This window comes from Acinetobacter brisouisimilis (genome assembly GCF_000368265.1).
Lineage (GTDB): Bacteria > Pseudomonadota > Gammaproteobacteria > Pseudomonadales > Moraxellaceae > Acinetobacter.
The window spans coordinates 475,665-491,816 of the sequence record NZ_KB851219.1; the positions used below are offsets into that span (position 1 = coordinate 475,665).

General features: G+C 41.9%; 18 protein-coding genes. 6 read left to right on the forward strand and 12 right to left on the reverse strand.

Features of this window, described 5'->3' with window-relative positions:
* Nucleotides 1-20 precede the first annotated feature (20 nt).
* The gene (locus tag F975_RS05880) at nucleotides 21-392 is read left to right on the forward strand and encodes a cupin domain-containing protein (RefSeq protein ID WP_004751290.1); all 372 of its coding nucleotides are present in this window, start codon (nucleotides 21-23) and stop codon (nucleotides 390-392) included.
* A gap of 153 nt (nucleotides 393-545) precedes the next feature.
* Here the strand turns inward: F975_RS05880 and F975_RS05885 are convergent, their stop codons facing one another.
* The 4 genes from F975_RS05885 to F975_RS05900 all read right to left on the reverse strand — a co-directional run bounded on the left by F975_RS05885 (nucleotide 546) and on the right by F975_RS05900 (nucleotide 4,025).
* A complete protein-coding gene (locus F975_RS05885) occupies nucleotides 546-1,409 on the reverse strand; it encodes a GIY-YIG nuclease family protein (protein WP_004751291.1) in 864 nt (287 codons plus the stop codon).
* Nucleotides 1,410-1,453: 44 nt separating this feature from the next.
* Nucleotides 1,454-1,906: a GlcG/HbpS family heme-binding protein gene (locus F975_RS05890; RefSeq protein WP_004751292.1), complete on the reverse strand. Its 453-nt coding sequence runs from the start codon at nucleotides 1,904-1,906 to the stop codon at nucleotides 1,454-1,456.
* Nucleotides 1,903-3,069 (reverse strand): multidrug effflux MFS transporter, encoded by a 1,167-nt coding sequence (locus F975_RS05895; RefSeq protein WP_004751293.1) that lies wholly within the window; start codon nucleotides 3,067-3,069, stop codon nucleotides 1,903-1,905. Before F975_RS05895 ends, F975_RS05890 begins: the two co-directional genes overlap by 4 nt.
* Before the next feature lie 140 nt (nucleotides 3,070-3,209).
* Nucleotides 3,210-4,025, reverse strand: a complete 816-nt coding sequence (locus tag F975_RS05900) for a helix-turn-helix domain-containing protein (RefSeq protein WP_004751294.1) — start codon at nucleotides 4,023-4,025, stop codon at nucleotides 3,210-3,212.
* A gap of 73 nt (nucleotides 4,026-4,098) precedes the next feature.
* Here F975_RS05900 and F975_RS15695 point away from each other — a divergent pair, with 73 nt between their 5' ends.
* The 5 genes from F975_RS15695 (at nucleotide 4,099) to F975_RS05920 (ending at nucleotide 9,035) form a co-directional block, all read left to right on the forward strand.
* Nucleotides 4,099-4,242: a hypothetical protein gene (locus F975_RS15695; protein ID WP_004751296.1), complete on the forward strand. Its 144-nt coding sequence runs from the start codon at nucleotides 4,099-4,101 to the stop codon at nucleotides 4,240-4,242.
* A gap of 338 nt (nucleotides 4,243-4,580) precedes the next feature.
* On the forward strand, nucleotides 4,581-5,924 hold the full coding sequence (locus tag F975_RS05905) for an APC family permease (protein WP_004751298.1): 1,344 nt from the start codon (nucleotides 4,581-4,583) through the stop codon (nucleotides 5,922-5,924).
* 296 nt (nucleotides 5,925-6,220) lie between these two features.
* Complete coding sequence (locus F975_RS05910; protein ID WP_004751300.1) at nucleotides 6,221-7,630, forward strand: aldehyde dehydrogenase family protein; 1,410 nt, start codon at nucleotides 6,221-6,223, stop codon at nucleotides 7,628-7,630.
* Between the two features lie 66 nt (nucleotides 7,631-7,696).
* Nucleotides 7,697-8,362, forward strand: a complete 666-nt coding sequence (locus F975_RS05915; RefSeq protein ID WP_004751304.1) for a helix-turn-helix transcriptional regulator — start codon at nucleotides 7,697-7,699, stop codon at nucleotides 8,360-8,362.
* A gap of 379 nt (nucleotides 8,363-8,741) precedes the next feature.
* Complete coding sequence (locus tag F975_RS05920) at nucleotides 8,742-9,035, forward strand: hypothetical protein (protein ID WP_004751306.1); 294 nt, start codon at nucleotides 8,742-8,744, stop codon at nucleotides 9,033-9,035.
* A gap of 8 nt (nucleotides 9,036-9,043) precedes the next feature.
* Here the strand turns inward: F975_RS05920 and F975_RS05925 are convergent, their stop codons facing one another.
* The 8 genes from F975_RS05925 to hpaA all read right to left on the reverse strand — a co-directional run bounded on the left by F975_RS05925 (nucleotide 9,044) and on the right by hpaA (nucleotide 16,035).
* The gene (locus tag F975_RS05925) at nucleotides 9,044-10,339 is read right to left on the reverse strand and encodes an NAD(P)/FAD-dependent oxidoreductase (RefSeq protein WP_004751307.1); all 1,296 of its coding nucleotides are present in this window, start codon (nucleotides 10,337-10,339) and stop codon (nucleotides 9,044-9,046) included.
* A 77-nt stretch (nucleotides 10,340-10,416) separates the two neighbouring features.
* Nucleotides 10,417-10,839, reverse strand: a complete 423-nt coding sequence (locus F975_RS05930; protein ID WP_004751311.1) for a RidA family protein — start codon at nucleotides 10,837-10,839, stop codon at nucleotides 10,417-10,419.
* 75 nt (nucleotides 10,840-10,914) lie between these two features.
* On the reverse strand, nucleotides 10,915-12,054 hold the full coding sequence (locus F975_RS05935; RefSeq protein WP_004751313.1) for an ornithine cyclodeaminase family protein: 1,140 nt from the start codon (nucleotides 12,052-12,054) through the stop codon (nucleotides 10,915-10,917).
* 438 nt (nucleotides 12,055-12,492) lie between these two features.
* Nucleotides 12,493-12,765: a hypothetical protein gene (locus F975_RS05940; protein ID WP_004751315.1), complete on the reverse strand. Its 273-nt coding sequence runs from the start codon at nucleotides 12,763-12,765 to the stop codon at nucleotides 12,493-12,495.
* A gap of 168 nt (nucleotides 12,766-12,933) precedes the next feature.
* Nucleotides 12,934-13,461 (reverse strand): NAD(P)/FAD-dependent oxidoreductase, encoded by a 528-nt coding sequence (locus F975_RS15995; RefSeq protein WP_004751318.1) that lies wholly within the window; start codon nucleotides 13,459-13,461, stop codon nucleotides 12,934-12,936.
* A complete protein-coding gene (locus tag F975_RS15900; RefSeq protein ID WP_004751321.1) occupies nucleotides 13,448-14,197 on the reverse strand; it encodes an amino acid permease in 750 nt (249 codons plus the stop codon). The genes F975_RS15995 and F975_RS15900 overlap by 14 nt, the downstream gene beginning before the upstream one ends.
* 102 nt (nucleotides 14,198-14,299) lie before the next feature.
* Nucleotides 14,300-15,013: a response regulator transcription factor gene (locus F975_RS05955; RefSeq protein ID WP_004751323.1), complete on the reverse strand. Its 714-nt coding sequence runs from the start codon at nucleotides 15,011-15,013 to the stop codon at nucleotides 14,300-14,302.
* Nucleotides 15,014-15,141: 128 nt separating this feature from the next.
* Nucleotides 15,142-16,035 carry a 4-hydroxyphenylacetate catabolism regulatory protein HpaA gene (hpaA, locus tag F975_RS05960; RefSeq protein WP_004751325.1) on the reverse strand — a complete coding sequence of 298 codons (894 nt, stop codon included), beginning with the start codon at nucleotides 16,033-16,035 and terminating at the stop codon, nucleotides 15,142-15,144.
* Nucleotides 16,036-16,152 lie beyond the last annotated feature (117 nt).

Below are 16,152 nucleotides of genomic sequence, written 5' to 3' on the forward strand. Positions count from 1 at the left end.
TTTTTGATGGAGAAATGACAATGACTACATTCGTGACAATCAATCCGCAAGTACAACTTGAAGACCTTGATGCTTGGGGACAAATTACTGACTTGGGTGGTGAGTTACTTGCCGATCACAATGTCGATATTTTTGGCAAAATGACGCTTGGAGCACCAACCGATGCGATTAGTGCAGGCTACTTTGCAACTAAAAAGGGTAAATACCGTTTGGTTTATCCATTTTCAGAGCAGGCTGTGATTGTGGCAGGCGAGCTCAGCATTACTGACGAAAGCACAGGCGAAACACACAACTATAAAGCAGGTGATTTCTTCGTTGTAGCCAAAGGCACATCGACGGTTTGGGAAGTTAAAAGCGATTTCTTTATCAAGCATTACTTCGCAGCGGTGTAATCGCTTCCATCTTCAGGTTTGGAGTACCGATTATTTCCCCTGTATATCGGTAGACCCATCTCCAAAGAGGGAGGGTGATCGCTGAAAAGAAGTAGTGAGCTTTAAGGCATTACCAAGGAAACAGATACCATCAGGTATCTGTTTTTTTATGAGTTAACGAAGGTTCTGTAGGCGTTTTAAAGTTTCTAAAATATACTTAATCATACTTGCATGATCATTATAGCCAATACTGCGAGAAGTGACGGATTGGGTATATTCATCAAATGCATGTGCATAATTTCCATGATTATGCGTTTTGTATGGTTGTTTCAATGTATTTTCAACGATGCTAATAAATTGATTGCGTTGAGATGATTGCATTGGAATAAGTTTTAAGATCATATCTTTGCCTGTGAGTTGCATTTTGATGCTGAGTTGAACATCTTCATGTCCAATTTCTAGGCGAATTTGTGGATCTTGTGGGATAGAAAGATCGGGCCGTTGAATGATTAAACCTGATAGTTCAGGCGCATTGATTAGTTCTGTATATAGGGTTTCTAGCTTTTCAATAATTAAGTTTTCTGAAATTTTATGGCGTTGGTCATCACTAAATTTACCTGAGCGATCATTGGCAAGTTTAATCTTACGAGGAATATCAATGCCTGAAATTTCAGAATAGTTGGCATGTAGATGTTGAGTATAGTCACGGATATTTTGATGACGATGTCCATGTATCTGATTGTTTAAACGCTCAAAACCATACACCCATTTGATTAGTGTTGCTTCAACGGCAAAGGCTTCTTCTTCCGTTGCAAAGCGTCCGACCACGACACGTTGCAAGGTATATCCTGCATCTTGAATAGCTTTAACTTTGGCTTCGATACTATTCAATTGAGCTTTGTCGAGTTCAAAGCTACGTAGCATCCGTTGACCTGTGCCTTTACCGACATAGACGACGCTATTATCTCGAGGGTCACGAAATTCATAGACATAATAAGGTAATAACGGAATGTCTTGATCTGTACGTTCATCTATCATAGGTTGAGATTCCTATAATCAAAAAATCGGTCTTGATGATCAGATTAATTGGTCGAAAGTTGACAGGTAAACAAGGCACTTTGTGCAATTTCAACATCTTGTGAGATTGAACCGCCACTGACTCCAATACCTCCAATTAGTTGTCCCTGACAAAAAATTGGTAAACCACCACCGATACCGAGCAAACGTTCATCGCTGTGTTGCATACCATACAGGCGCTGATCAGGCTGAATCAGTTCGGCAAATTCCGAGCTGCTACGTCGAAGGGCGGCGGCGGTAAAGGCTTTCTTTTGTGCAAAGGCATAACTGACCACGGGTGCATTATCCATGCGGGCATAACTCACCATATTACCTTGTGCATCGACAATACAAATCACCACATCGATCTGAAGTTTGCGGGCTGTATTCAGTGCAGCTTGGGTCAGTTGTTGCGCCGTTTGTAGGTTAATGACGGGTTTTAAATTAAAAAATAAATTGGAAGGTGCTTTGGTGTTCATGTCTTGTCCTGAAACAAAAAAATACTGCAACATGCCACTGTACCACAGGCAGCCATAACGCCTGTCATGGCAAGTGTGGAGTTGGCAACATAAAATAAAGTCACTAAATAACTGGCAACTGCCCCCAAGCCGAATTGTAAGGACACTGCAAGTGCTGACGCCGTACCCGCCAGGTTCGGAAATAAATGCAGCAAACTGGCGATCGAATTTGCCCCGATAGCCCCTGTCATGCCAACAAATAAACACTGCCCAAGCATGATCCACAAGGCTTGATCATGTGCAGTCAGGCTTAAACTCAACAAAAACAAGCCTGCGGCACATGCCAAACTGGCAAAGGCTTGGAGTAATTGCTTTGGGCTATAGCGCTTGAGCAGTCGGGTATTGAGATAAGAAAATACGATGATGGTAAAAATATTGGAAGCAAATACTAGCGCGTACTGGGTTGCAGAAAAATGAAACTGCTGAATAAAAATAAACGATGAGCCTGTAATGTAGGCAAACATACCTGCAAAAGTCCCACCCAAGCACAGCATATAGCCCCAACTGGCTTTGACTTTCATGACTTGCCAGTAATTCGCCAGCAAATTATGTGCAACACCGACAGGTTTTTTATGCTCAATCTGCCGATAAACCGCATATAAAATCAGGCAGGAAAACAGGCTTAAAAATACAAAAATTGCCTGCCAATGATATAACTGCATGATGATGCTACCAAAAATTGGTGCGATCAATGTCGCAATCATGGTGACAATATGCATAAATGACAAGATTTTCGGGGTTTCCTGTGGCGGAAACAAATCGCGCACCAGTGCCCGCGAAATGACCGAAGCAGAGGCGCCACCAATGGCTTGCAGCAAACGGAAAAACACCAGTGACTCAATATTAAAAGCAAACACACAACCCAGTGATGCCATTACATAAATACTGATTCCGACCAATAACAATGGTTTACGCCCCAGACTGTCTGACAGTGGACCATAAACCAGCATGCCCAAACTAAACCCAATGAAGAAAATGGTAATTGAAAGCTGGACTTGGGATGCGCTGGCGTGTAGATCATGTGCAATAGTCGGCAGGCTTGGCAAATACATGTCAATAGACAGAGGGCCAAATGCCACCAGCATGCCCAATAAATAAATCAGGCGCTTTGATGAAGTTGCCACGAATATTTCTCGACGCTGTGTTTAGACGATTATTATGACAAAAAACAATATTTGTTAATATATTAAATAATAAAAAATATAAGTTTTTCATATTTAGACTGCATTAAAATGATGCAACTTGCACTAATAGGCATCTAATTTTAACAATGCAGTATTTGACCAGCATAATAATGAACCTGATTTAAAAAAGCATGTGGTGAGGTATTACCATACTTTTTAAAGTCTTTGCTGAAATGTGATTGGTCGTTATAACCTAAGTCATATGCTAAGTCAGAGAGGCTATGCTGTGGGGTGTGCTGTAAGCGTTGAATTGCAGATTGAAACCGCATCATGTTGAAAAAAGACTTGGGACATAAACCTGTGTCTTGTTTAAAGGTTCGCTGGATATGCCGTGAAGAATAACCAGTCAGTTGCTCTAGTTCCTTGATTTTAAACTGTGAGGTTGAGCGATAAATGCATTTTAAAACAGCCAGGCTAATGTCAGACAGCGCATGCATAAAATGCTGGTTCATGAATTGCTCAAAGCAGCGAATACGCTGCTCAAAATGATTATTTTTAATAATTTGTTCAATTAAAACATTAGCTTGTGGAAGTATGTCTAGCAGTTTGTATTCTTGATCAAGCAGTTCATGCGCAGCAAGCTGCTGAAACTGTGGAATTACACCGGGGTGAAAACGCACGCCAAAATAATGTACGCCTGCATGCAGTTGAACGGTCTTGGCACTTAAGGTTGTTCCACAAATCCAGGCATGCGCTTGGCTGGTGTTACATTCAAATAAAATGTCCACACAGCCATCGGGAATCGCAATCACCTGATCTTGAGTGTCGGCGAGTTCCAAATCATAGTAGTCGGAAATCAACGGATGATTGACCTGACGGCGTTGTTGATGCAAACGCGAACAGAACACAAAAAACGGCTGCTCAGGAAAAATCGTGCGGGTAAAGATCGACATCATCTATTCACCATCAGTCAAGTATCGGGTGTAAAGCAAAGATAGTGCCAAAGTAATTAGTTCAGGCGTTTAGCGTATGGACTTTGCTGGGTTTCAAGCTGTGCAGGACGACACAGGCATTAATCCGAGCAAGGGTGATGACTATCAATTGTCGCTAAGTCGGGTATTTGTATGGCGCCATTTGCAAGTCGCGTTTGAGCCTGACCAAACTGAATCGTGAGCAGTTGATGCTTTGCAGCCAGCAGATCTGATTGATGATGTGCAGCACAATCCTTGTGTTTTTGCATTCTTGAATCCATGTCGTTTTTTTACAAGATTTTCCAAATCCGTTCTGTCAATAATAAATTCACACCCTGAATTTTGCGGCTATTGACCCTAAAAATAAGCGGTTGTTGTGATTCCACAGCGCTTAAATTTAAGCTGTATCTTAGCAATTTATTTGCAGTTGGTTAATCCAAATTTAGCTAAAGTCGAGCGATAAATTTTACGGGATGTAAAACCTGATGCAAATGCATCAGTTTGAGTTGTCACAGTACATCAGAGATATGGAGAGTGGAGATGGCAGATCTGTCAGCAACAGGGCTGAAGCGCTCGTTGGGCTTAATCGATTTGGTTGCATATGGCTTAGCCTATTTGTCATTGATTGCTGCATTGACCACCTTTGGTTTTGTGTGGGATGCATCAGGCGGTTTGATTACCCTCGCGTATATTTTGGGAGCGATCTGTATTTATTTTACTGCCAAAAGTTACGCCATGATGGCAGGTGAGCAGCCACATGCAGGTTCAGTCTATGCCTATGCCAAAATGGCACTGGGTCCATTTGCAGGCTTTTTGGCAGGCTGGCTGATTTTACTGGATTATCTGTTAATTCCTGCACTGGTATTTATTTTGATGTCAATTGGCATGCAAACCTTGATGCCATCGGTGAGTCGAGCCATATGGATTTTATTGCTGGTGGCATTTGCCTTTTTTGTGAATTGGCGCGGTGTGAAAGTATCGACCAAAGTTAGTCTGACCAGTGTCGCAGTACAGTTTGTGATTATTATCGGTGTATTGGTATTTGCTTATCTGGCTTTGCATCATGGCAAAGGCTCAGGTGGTTTGACGCTTGCCCCGATCTATCAGGCAGAGCATTTTGAGCTGAAAAAAGTTTTTGAAGCAACCTCAATTTGTATTATTGCTTTCTTGGGTTTCGATGCGATTACCACGCTGTCTGAAGAAGTTAAAGGTGATAGCCGTAAACTGGTTGGGCAGGCGATTATGCTGGTGCTGCTGATTAGTGCCTGTATCTTTATTGTCTCAACATGGTTTGTCGGCAACTTGGCAGCAGGGTTGCATATTCATGATCCTGCCGCAGCGATCTATGAAATTTTAACTCATCAAATCGGAACATGGGCAGCACTGGCATTTGCATGGCTGACTACGATTTTTGTGAGTTTTACCAATGCTTTACCGATGCAGGTTGGTGTGGCTCGGGTATTGTTTGCGATGGGGCGTAATCAGCAATTGCCAGAAGCCCTTGCCAAGATTCACCCACGCACACAGATTCCACATGTTGCCATGATTGTTTCTACGCTCATTTCTCTGACTGTGGCACTGGTGATGAAAGACCATGTTGATACCTTGGCGCTGTTTGTGAACTTTGGCGCACTGGCAGGCTTTTTATTGCTACATGTGTCGGTGCTGGTGCATTTGGGACTACGCAATCCACAACGCCGTTTTTTGCCACATATCTGTGTACCTGTGCTTGGCATCGTGATAGTCCTTGCCGTGTTTGCCTATATGCAGCATGCCGCATTGATTTTAGGTGTAATTTGGACGGCATTAGGTGTGGGCTATGGGCTGTATTTGCAACGAAAAGGGCGTGTCGAGCTGGCGCTGGATTTAAAATCTGAATGCTAGATTTAAATATTTAAATACTAGGTTTAAGACAATTAATTAATATATTAAATTATTTTATATGTTTGATTTGATTTTTAGTTAATATATTTACAAATTTCTGTTTTTATATTAATTTAAAATCAGGGTTGGTGACAGTAATGTCTCAATTTAAAACATGTAAACCAACCTGAACATAGATCAAGACGAGTTGGTCTGAATATTTTTTCTTTTAATGCAATATCTTGATGCAACTCTGGAACAGGTTGCTCAACTCTCTAGATCAGGTGATTGATCTCAGTAAAAAGGAATGTGAAGTTATGAACACCAGTTTAATTATTGATGGTGCACAGGTAACAGGTCAGGGCGAGAAGGTTACAGTACTGAATCCTGCCAATGAGCAAGTCTTGGCAGAAGTAGCTTCGGCTACGGTTGAGCAAGTTAACTCGGCAATTGCTGCGGCACGTCAGGCATTTAAAAGCTGGAAAAATACTGACGATCAGCACATTCAACAGATCTTATTGCAAATCGCAGACAAAATTCAGGCGGAAAAAGCCAGTCTTGCGGAGTTGATTACTCAGGAACAGGGCAAACCATTGTTTTTGGCGCAGCTTGAAGTGGACTTGAGCGTGTTGTGGATTCAGCACATTGCTCAGCTTGAAATTCCAGTTGAGCATTATGTTGAGCCAACAGGCAAACAGGTTAATGTTTATAACCGTCCACTAGGGGTAGTGGCTTCAATTACGCCGTGGAACTGGCCGTTTATGATTGCGGTGTGGCACATTATTCCTGCGCTTAAAACCAAAAACTGTGTGGTAAATAAACCATCAGAATTTACCCCGTTAAGCACGATTCGCTTGGTAGAAATCATTAACCAAGTGACACCAAAAGGTGTATGTAACTTGGTGCTGGGTACAGGCGAAGTGGGTAAAACACTCAGTGAACATCCTCAAGTCGATAAAGTGGTATTTACAGGTTCAACCCGTACAGGTCAGCACATTTTACAAGGTTCGATTGCATCACTGAAAAGTGTCGTGCTTGAACTGGGTGGTAATGATGTCGGTATTGTCCTCGATGACGTGGATGTCGATGCTGTTGCAGGCAAAATTTTCCAGTCAGCATTCTTAAATGCAGGTCAGACCTGTGCTTGTTTAAAGCGCTTATATGTCCATGAAAATGTCTATGATGCCTTGACTGCAAAACTGGTGGAAATTGCCGATCAGCAAGTGGTGGGGGATGGTTTAAATGCCACGACCACTTTTGGGCCAGTACAAAACCGCATTCAGTATCAGAAAGTTAAAAACATTTTGGATGATGCAATTGCCAATGGTGGGCAAATTCTTAATCAGCGCGTGACTCATCCTGAACAAGGGTATTTTATTGCGCCGACCTTGGTTGTTAACGTACAAGATGGTACAGCATTGTTAGACGATGAACAGTTTGGCCCAGTTCTACCGATTGTGAAATTTAGTGATGTCGATGCTGTCGTGGCTAAGGTCAACCAAGGTGAATATGGTTTGGGTGGTTCAGTCTGGACACATGACTTGGATAAAGCGCAAGCGATTGCCGAAGCACTCGAAACAGGTACGGTCTGGGTCAATAGTCATGGCGATCTGTCACCATCGGCAGCGTTTGGTGGTTGGAAACTTTCAGGTTTGGGCTTCTCGTTTGGTTTGGACGGTTTATTACAATTTACCCATAAACAATCAGTACATGTAACCCAAGCTTAAACGTGGTTGTGGCGTGTTATCTGGCAGCATAATGGACATGCTGTCAGTTCTAGGAGGGAACAGGATATGAATCAAATCAACTGGATTGGTTTTACCGATCATTTTATTCAAGCGGTACAACGTGTCATGCCGATTGATGGCTTTATTTCTTATGATATTAGTGGCGAACAACAGGCTGAAAACTTTTATCATCAAGGGGTCAAACAGATTTCACTCGATGAATACGTCTCAGAAAAACAGTATTGTGACCCTGTGCATTTTCAGGTTCTGGTGGAAAATAAACTCCACTGCTGTGCGTTAAAAACCCGCAAAATCAATGCAGAATATGCCCAGTTTATGCAGAAGTGGCAGATTCAGGATCATATTGAACTGATTTATCTCGATCAGCAGCGTCCTGTACGCGGGGTGAGCCTGATTCGTGAACAGCGTGATTTTTCGACACAAGATTTTGCCATGATTGAAAGTCTGTATGCATTTTCTAATCATTTATTTTCTTATCAGGCAATTCCTTATCAATTGATTCAGGAAACCTTTGGCTTGACCCGTAAAGAGCTGGAAATTTTAAAATATATTTGTAAAGGCTTTGATAACCTAAAAATTGCCAATACGATTTTTTCCAGTCTTGCCACCGTCAAAACTCATGTTCGTCATATCTTTCAAAAAGCTGACGTAGGCAGTAAGCAAGAATTGCTTTCTAAAGTAATGCGCTTTTCTTCGATGTCATTGAGCTAAGTAAGTGACGAACTGGAACATCTCCAGTTCGTAAGTTACAACTTTTATTATTATGCTATTTCAGCTTCATCAATCAGACTTTTAACTGACCTGTGAGCTTATCTAGTAAATTTTTCTTAGCTATTAAGTGCTTGTTGTATTCCACCACGCGGCATGTCCCGCTAAAATTCAGTGTGCTTATTCAGTTTTTAGTAGAGAAATTGGTGCAGCAATCGGCTTTGTATCACAAGAATCCATGATTTTTCTGAATCGTAAAATCAACGTGGAATATATCTGTAGTATTTTTTAAAATAGAAATAGGTTATTTAAAATTAATCTATTGATTTGTATAAAATAGAAGAATTCTAAATCATAAAAATTTTGTTGGGGAAATGATCCGATGCGGAAATTATGTGCTGCGATGTTGTTATGTTTTTCTAGTGCAGCCTTTGCGATAGAGGGAACAAATTCATTTTATTCGCCATCGGGTGCGATAGTTCGTATTGGTGATACGCAAAGCGAATTTTTAAATAAAATGCAGGGCAAATTGACTCATCCCACACAGACCACCTTTCGGGATCGGCGTGGGCGGACACATTATGCGCTGGTTTATACCTTTAAACTGGAAATGATGATTTATAAAGTCTTCATTTCAGGTGGGCAGATCGTTGAAATTCAGTCAGATTACACTTAATTCAGATATTAACTAAAGCGATCAAAACGGTAAGGGTTTGGATCAATAATTGGCGTATGCCCAGAAATCAGATCGGCTGCCAGTTGACCAGCAGCAGGTGATGTGCCAAAGCCATGCCCTGAAAAGCCTGTGGCAACATGTAGCCCTGGAATTTGCGCGACAGGGCCAATCACAGGATTGGAATCTGGTGTGACATCAATCACACCTGCCCAAGTATCTTCAATTTGAGCGTGCTGAAAGGCTGGCCATGCTGCACTTAAATTATCCATTGCTTCACTATTTAAAGCAGGATTGGCGTGTGGATTCATGGTACGGATACGTTCAAATGGGGAAACACTTTGATTGTTCCAGCGGCGAGATAAAGCCAAATCTTGGAAGAAATATTTACCTAGTGATATGCGTAAGAAGCTGCGCTGACCACGAAGTTGTGACATATAACGTGTGCCAATCAGCAAGTGATCCAATGTCAAAGGTGCATCTAACGCGCCGCGTTGGGTGATAATAAATCCGCCATCTTTGTGCTTACGAAATGAAAAGTCAGGTGCGCCCACTGCAATATCGGTCGGTCCTTGCATTGGTTTAGTACGTAGTACTGAACAGATCAATGGCAATGTTGGCAAAGTAATGCCTAGATTGCCCAAGAAGCGGCGAGACCATAAACCACCTGCCAACAGCACTTGCTCACAAGCAATTTCGCCTTTTTCAGTCATAACTCCGCTAACTTTGCCTGCATTTGTGACCAAACCACGAACAGCACAATTCTCAATAATTATTGCGCCTTTAGCCATCGCTGCCTTGGCAATCGCACTTGATGCTAAGGTTGGTTCAGCACGACCATCGGACTGGGTGAAAATACCGCCTGCCCAGTTACCCTGACCATGTGGCACCATTTGCTGAATTTCTTTGGCGCTGAGTAAACGTGAATCTAGTTCAAGGTGTTGTACTGACTTGAGCCAGTTTTCATGCATTGCCATTTGGGTTTCATTGCGTGCAATAAACATAATGCCAGCCTGACGATAACCAACATTAGCTCCAACACGTTCAGGCATCTCTTTCCAAAGTCGGTCAGAGGCTTGCGCCAGTGGAATATCATCTGCCAAACGACTAGTTTTACGTACCCAGCCTAAGTTGCGCGAAGATTGTTCACCTGCAATGCGTCCTTTTTCCAAGACCACCACAGGAATATTGCGTTCAGCCAAGGACAGTGCCGCAGTTAAACCGACGATGCCGCCACCAATAATCACAACCGTGGTTGCAGATGGAAAATTTGCTGAAGTTTGCACAGGCATAATTACTGGAGCCATCACTACATCCTTAACAGGTCAACATCCTGACCTTGAATCTGAAAAATAAACAATAAAACGATCAAGCAGATGCAGGCTTATAGCGCTACAGTTAACTCTTCAACTTCGGCTTGTGCTGCACCACGAAATGCAGTCACTTCAAGTTCCATTTTATAAACGGTTGAACCGAGGGGTGGGCAAGTCACGGTTGTTGCAGGGTTAATGCCTCGGAATTTCTCACCGACAATATCCATTACCGTTGGGACATCTGCTGGGTCTTGAATATAAACACGCGAGAACACCACATCAGCAAGACTTGAATTGACTGCTGCTAAAGCCTGTTCAACATTGGCAAACACTTGCAAAGTTTGCTCGGTTAAATCTTCAGGAATTTCTTTGGTTTGTGGATTACGTCCTGCTGTATTTGATACATAAATCCAGTTATCCACCGCAACTAAACGTGAATAGCTGGCTTTCTCTTCAAATTTTGAACCTGTTTTGAGTTTGACAATCTTGGTCATGGGATTACCTATTTTGAAAATGTGGGAAGACAAAAGAAGCTTGGCGAGAAGGGCAGTACCTTCCCGCAGCGTGAATTAACGTAAAGTTGGCGTGTCCCAAAGGTTTAATTTGACACCAATGCCTTGTTCAACCGCATTGCGATACACCACAGTTGCCCATGCCACATCTTCAACGGGCATACCGCCAACCGACATGATGATAATTTCGTCATCATTTTTACGGCCTTGAGCTTCACCGACAATCATTTTGCCAATGTCTTCAAGCTCGTCATGCTGCATTTTGCCTTCAGCAATCATGTCCATGAAACGCACGCCAATCAGCGGAATGGTTTTGTGCGCAGGTTTTGGCACTTCTTCGTACCATGCTTCGTACATGCCAAGATTGTCGACCACTTTACGCACGTCAGCTTGTTCCATACCTGCATCAATGTTGCAAAGTGCAGGCATTGCAAGGAATGCACCTGCTTTGACCCATTCACGTTTTACGATTGGGTAAGTGTCAGGATCGCCCACTTCACCCGAGTTACAGTAACTGACGATGTCTGAATCGCGTACCAAAGCTTCGATGCTGTCGACCACTTCAATATTGGTAATTTGCGGATAGTTAGCTTTCACCCAATTGATAAATTCATCAATACTTTTTTGACCACGACCTTTGATTTTAATGGTGTCGATTTGTGGACATACCGCGATAAATGCAGCAACGGAAGTACGTCCCATCACGCCTGGACCAAGTAAACCAATCACTTTAGAATCTTTACGTGCCAAATAACGTGCGCCAACACCCGGAATCGCACCTGTACGATAAGCCGATAGTAAGTTGGCTGACATATGCGCTAAAGGTGCACCTGTCACTACATCATTCAGGGTGAACATCAAAATTGAACGAGGTAAACCTTTTTGACGGTTTTCAATGTTGGAGCAGTACCACTTCACCCCAGCCGTACCGAAGCTGCCACCGAGGTACGCAGGCATTGCCATTAAACGACGGTCTGCGGTCGGTTTTGGCATGGTCGAAAAAGGCGAGTTTTCAGGAAATGTCACCATAGCGCCGTGTGAGTCGCTATTTGGACCTGCCATGCGATAGTCGCCTTTGTACAGTAGACCAAACATTTCCTCCATCGTATCCACGCAAGCGGGCATATCAGTTACGCCTGCTTGGATCATGTCCTGTTCAGAAAGATAAAGAAAATCAATTTTTGTATCGTAGACCATGTCACCTAACCTCTAAAACGTGTATTTGTGCTAAACCGTTGAATTCACCTCGGTGATTGCGAGATTTTTATGACAAATACTTTGGCATCCTTTTGTATTAACAAGATTTTTAAAAATATTGTTAATTTTCAAATACATTATTCGGTGTAATATAGGTGAAACAATGGGTGATGCCTATCGTTCGCGAGGATGATTTTTTTGGGAAATTAGGTACATCAGGCTTTGCAAGAGATTTTTGGTGCAGAGCAGTTGTAGCAGTTACGTGATATAGTGTGTTATCGCCTTGACGTGTATTAAGTTTTAGTTGATTGATTGCTAGAGAATCAGATGTTCTCTAGCAATTTAAATATTAATGTTCTATATAGACAGTGCCTCTTCGGCATACATGTCCGCAATAATTCTCCAGCCCTGCATTGTTTTTCCAAACAAACAGGCTTTTCATGCTAAATCTCGAGCCTGAAGATGCCAGTTGGCCCAACTCAGTATAATTTCAGGGCTAGGCTGTGAGTAACTGACCAGTTCCAATTTTGCTGTTTCAGCATGTTCCAATAAAGATTGTACTAACTCCAACAGTTCACTCTGACCCGAAAAAAGCTGGATTGTACCCTGACCGCTAATCTGTGTCGTTGCATTATAGAGCTGATGATAAATTTCAGTCCCTTGCTTTTGTATCCATAGTTGCTCGAGTGTTTGCAGTTTTTGATGAAGCATCTGCTGGGTTTGATTAACGTCTTCCCTTGATAAATCCTTGTAGTTGATGTGAAATCTTTGTAGCGGTGAGTAAGAGTGTTTTAAAGTGCTCTTTACCTCAAACATTGGCTTTGGGAATTGAACTAATCACACCCCAATATTTCGAGCCTTCCAGCATGCCATCAGCAATCACATGGCTTGGCGTGATCCAAAAACCTGAATAACCCTGAACATAAAACACATTTTATGCTCAGGATGATTGCCCATTTGCGGGAACAAGGTTGCCGAGCATTCCATTGGTCCTCCCCAAGCCAGATCGATGTGAACATCTTTCAAATAGGGAAAAACTTTGAGCATTAATTTCCGATTCCATTGTTTTAGGTCAGTTGGAACATATTCGGAATATGCAGTGGCTGAGCCGAACAGCAGCCGATTTTCATTGGTTACGCAGTAATAATCGATGACAGGGCGAATGTCGCTAAATGCACCACGAATCGGACTAATCCGATGAATCATCTCTTCAGATAAAGGTTCAGTCACCAGTTGAAAAGCATAGGTATTAATGGTTTTTTTATGTAGAAATGGTTCTAGTCGATTGAGAAATGCACCACAAGACCAGAGCAGTTTTTTAGCACTGATTGAACCTTTTGCTATTCTGACACGGATCTGATCGCCGTATTCAACTTCAACAGCAGGCGAATATTCATAGATTTCCACCTTGCTGCAAAAATGCCTGTGTAGAGCCAAGCAGCATGTTTAATGAGTGAAAATGCCCGTTACCCATATGTTTGAGGGCACAGCTATAAGCATCTGAACCCACAATATTTTTAACTGCCTGGCCCTCTAAAAATTCAATTTCGATATCAGGGTTAATGCTTTTGTATTCGTTTTCCCACTGCTGTAGCAGGCGTGTCTGTCGCTGGTTAAAAGCCAGCACTAAAACAGGAATGAGCAAGAACGCGCCCATAAATTTGGAGACCTTGACCGCCACATCAATGCCTTTTCGGTTGAGTATCCAAAAGAACAGAATAATGATGATGGCAAAAATCTGGGGTAGTTCGATATGCGACAGACCAAAACCGATCTGAAACTCTGAATGGGCAAACCACTGTGCCTGAATAATCGAGCCTGCACTGACACCGACAATAAGTACTGCCGACCAGCCGATCCAGTAGCCGAAGGAGGCAAGCGGCCCTGCCAGTGCAAATTTGTCTTTCCAGCCTTCGGTGGCAATCAGGGCGATCCCGCCTGGCTTGTCGGGAAACATCGTGGCAGCTTCCAGAAAAAACCAGTTCTGAAAGCATCCGATAATTGCAGCAAAAACCCAGACGAAAATTGCAGTAATTGCACCCAGATACCCAAGTGCAAAGCCAAAAGAAGCGAAAATTGCGCCCGACACACTCATTGAAAGTGCGAAGGCATCTGTCCATTTTAGGGTTTTTTCCAAATGCATATTTTTGTCCTTTAAAAAACGCATCCGGTTATTTAATCCTAGTCTTCCAATAAAAAAATCACCCCGATGGGTGATTTTATATTTTGATTATTAATCATTATCTTAATTTGAATCATGGAAATTTTTTAAGTCCATTCTGGATTTGATATTGAGTTTTGAATAGATTGAACTGGTGTGCGTTTTAATGGTATTCAAACTAATATGCAGTCGCTCAGAAATGTCATAATAAGAATAATCTTGCTTGAGCAGATTAAAGACTTCATGCTCGCGTCGGGTTAAATGAAAATCCCGAATCGGGCTGAGCACTTTAATATTGTTCATACGGTTAATTTCATGCAGAGAGATGTACCTTGAAAGACATTCCAGCATCTTCATGTCCGCGGAGCTTAAGTTGTTGTTCAGAAAATTAATTAAGCCAAAGATATGTTTTTGATAGGAGCGATGCGGCGAAATAATGTTGTAGGCATCGATTTGCTTGAGAAAATTTTTATAATAAAAACTGTTTTCATAACTGCGCTGGTCAACCAGATCCAGCTCGAAAATCACATTGCGGGTCATCTGATGCTGAATCTTTTTGGGATGCATTACATCCAGATTTTTAAATTTCTGATTATATACAAGGACATAACTGGCATCTGTTTCTAAGCTATGCACATATTGCAAATCGCCATGATCTGTAACATCCCAGTAAATCATCGGGACGTCATAGACTTCCTTCTGCATGAACTGTAAGAGTTGGGATTTATTGAGTGAATCAGATGCATATAAATCATCTAATCCACTGATTATATAATCAAAATCGAATTTTATACCCATATTTACATCCTTCAAATTCCTTGCATTTTTCTGGTCGAGAAAAATGGATGTGCTGTATTTGAATCCTTTCATACTAAAACAAAATCAGGACGACGCATTACCCATAAAGAGGTAAGGGAAACGTTACGCTATTGAGAAATCTCATGTGTCTGACGTAGCTCCGAAGGGCGAACGCCTGCATGCCGCTGAAAGAAGCGACTAAAATAGGCTGGGTCTTTAAACCCGAGCTGATAACAAATATGGTTAATTGGAATATCAGTAAAAATCAGTAAACGCTTGGCTTCTTGCATTAAGCGATCATGAATAATTTTTTTAGATGATGTATTGGCAATCCGACGACAGATTTCATTCAGCCGCATTTCAGTGACTGCTAAAATTTCGGCGTACTGGGTCAGTGACCAGTGCTCGGTAAAGCGCTGCTCGATCAGTTCATTAAATTTACGAAAAATATGCAAATCGCTGCTTATGTTTTTCTGGAAGGGCTGATTTAAATGCGAAAGTTGCACAATATGAATAAAGATCAGATTGAGTAAATTCTTCAGGGCAAAGTCACGAAACTCTTGTGTCGATGCAAACTCCTGCTTGATTTTATTTAAATAGTCCTGAATCTGTATCAGGCTGTATTGGTGCTGTTCTTGCTGTAACTGACTCATTTGAATACAGATCGGATTGAGGTGCTGGACTTTTAGATGCACCTGTAGCAGTGGCCAAATCAGGCCTTGCTGGATAGTTAAAACATGCCCTTCACAATTGGGATCGGTAATAAATGTATGTGGTACAGAAGGTGGGGTGAGAAAGAATGCGGGCGCGCTACAGTTAAACTGCACGTCATCTAAAAAGACCCGCACATTGCCCTTTGTAATGAAATGTAATTGAAAGAAGGCGTCATGGCGATGCACGGCAACATGCTCACCAAAAAAAGATGCCATCTTATTGATTGATTCATAATGAATTTCTGCATCGATATATTTTTTGTCATAAATCTCACCGATTCGCAAATCGGGGATATTCAAAGTTTTCATCGGTTTTTTTTATCCATAAAACGCATTTTTTTATTTTGCCAAACGCAAAACGGCTTGCTTTTAGTTAATAAATTAACTATAAAGTTAATATATTAACTAATGTGCTTGATGTCTAGC